This is a genomic window from Streptomyces sp. 150FB (genome assembly GCF_000818195.1).
Classification (GTDB): domain Bacteria; phylum Actinomycetota; class Actinomycetes; order Streptomycetales; family Streptomycetaceae; genus Streptomyces.
On sequence record NZ_JTHL01000001.1, the window covers coordinates 6,986,755 to 6,988,236 of the forward strand.

General features: G+C 67.9%; 2 protein-coding genes and 1 pseudogene. All 3 read right to left on the bottom strand.

Annotation, left to right across the window (positions count from 1 at the left end; translation table 11 throughout):
* Nucleotides 1–23 precede the first annotated feature (23 nt).
* Nucleotides 24–431 (bottom strand): DUF742 domain-containing protein, encoded by a 408-nt coding sequence (locus tag QR77_RS29970; protein WP_030351795.1) that lies wholly within the window; start codon nucleotides 429–431, stop codon nucleotides 24–26.
* A gap of 109 nt (nucleotides 432–540) precedes the next feature.
* The gene (locus QR77_RS29975; RefSeq protein ID WP_030351794.1) at nucleotides 541–954 is read right to left on the bottom strand and encodes a roadblock/LC7 domain-containing protein; all 414 of its coding nucleotides are present in this window, start codon (nucleotides 952–954) and stop codon (nucleotides 541–543) included.
* 9 nt (nucleotides 955–963) lie between these two features.
* Nucleotides 964–1,482: pseudogene (locus tag QR77_RS49275) on the bottom strand (histidine kinase); the annotation flags it as partial.

The window sequence follows — 1,482 nt, forward strand, 5'->3', positions numbered from 1 at the left end:
TCGACCGCGCCGTCGCTCCGCCGCTAGAGCTTGCGAAGTCCACTGAGCACCCTTTCGAGCAGTGTCACATCCGGCGTGCCGCCGGCCTCTCCGTTACCCGGCTGGTGGATGGCCACCATGCCGGCCTCTGCCAAGTCGGCCACAAGGATCCTGGCGACGCCCAGGGGCATCGTCAACAGCGCGGACACCTCGGCCACCGACTTGACCTCGCGGCACAGGTGGCAGATCCGCTGGTGCTCGGGGAGCAACGTGGCGAGATGTGCCGGGTCCGCTGTCGTGCTTACCAGTGCCTCTATGGCGAGCTGGTACCGCGGCCGGGTCCGTCCGCCTGTCATGGCGTACGGGCGTACCAGCGGCTGATCGCCCTCAGGTCCGTACGACGCGTCGACTGAGGCGCCGTACGGATCGTGAGAAGCGGGTGGCGGGGTCATGAATCCTCCGGGCGTGACAGCAAGATATCTGCGTGCCGTCTGACTGGGCCGGTGGGGGGCCGGTGAGTGGCCTGACGGTGTTGGAGCTGAGTGCGGTATCCGGGATGCCTCAGTGCAGAAGACTTCCCTGGAGCTCGGCGCGCAGGTCCGGCGTGAGGACCGTACCGGCGCGATCGACCAGGAGGGCCATTTCGTAACCCACCAGACCGATGTCGCACTCGGGGTGCGCCAGTACGGCCAGGGAGGAACCGTCGGAGACGGACATCAGGAAGAGGAACCCTCGTTCCATCTCCACCACGGTCTGGTTGACCGGGCCGCCTTCGAAAATCCGGGATGCCCCCGCGGTCAGCGAGGTCAGACCGGACGCCACGGCCGCGAGCTGATCGGCGCGGTCACGGGGGAAGCCCTCGGACATGGCCAGCAGAAGTCCGTCTGCGGAGACCACCACCGTGTGGGACACCCCAGGGGTGTTGTCCACGAAGTTGGTGATCAACCAGTTCAGATTCTGCGCAGCCTGACTCATCGGACTCAACTAACGCTCCTGCTGGTGAGAGGGGCCGAGGTTGAAGCTGTTGTTCGCCGGGCCTGTGTTGCCTGCCTGACGACCTTGCTGGATACCCCGACGGAGATTGGTCAGCCTGCCTCGTACGTCAGCGGGTGCACGCGAGACCTGCGGACCGGCCTGGTTGTTCTGTTCCTGCGCGGTACCGGGCACCAGGTTGGCGCGCGGTACACGGCGGGGCAGACCGGAAGTGGTGATGCCGCCCGCCGCGGGCTTCCTGACCCGCTCTGCCTGGCGTACCAGCTCGTCGTTGGGAGACGTGCGCCAGGAGGAAGTGACGGACGAGCCGTTGGCGGTGCCGTTGGCACCGTCAGGGGCGTTCGTGTCGTTCGCGGCGGGGCTGTTGAAGTTGAAACCGCCACCGTTGGTGCCCGAACCGTCCGCGGGCTCGCGGCGCGGGATGGCGTCACGCCGGGGCGCCGCGTCGCGCTGCGGCATCGGCGGCGGGGTGGACGGACCCTGCTGCTGCGGGGTCCGCTGCGGCGGCGT

Bases quoted from the DNA above. Each gene is read 5' to 3' on its own strand.
- QR77_RS29975 (WP_030351794.1), bottom strand. From the start codon at position 954: ATGAGTCAGGCTGCGCAGAATCTGAACTGGTTGATCACCAACTTCGTG.
- QR77_RS29970 (WP_030351795.1), bottom strand. From the start codon at position 431: ATGACCCCGCCACCCGCTTCTCACGATCCGTACGGCGCCTCAGTCGAC.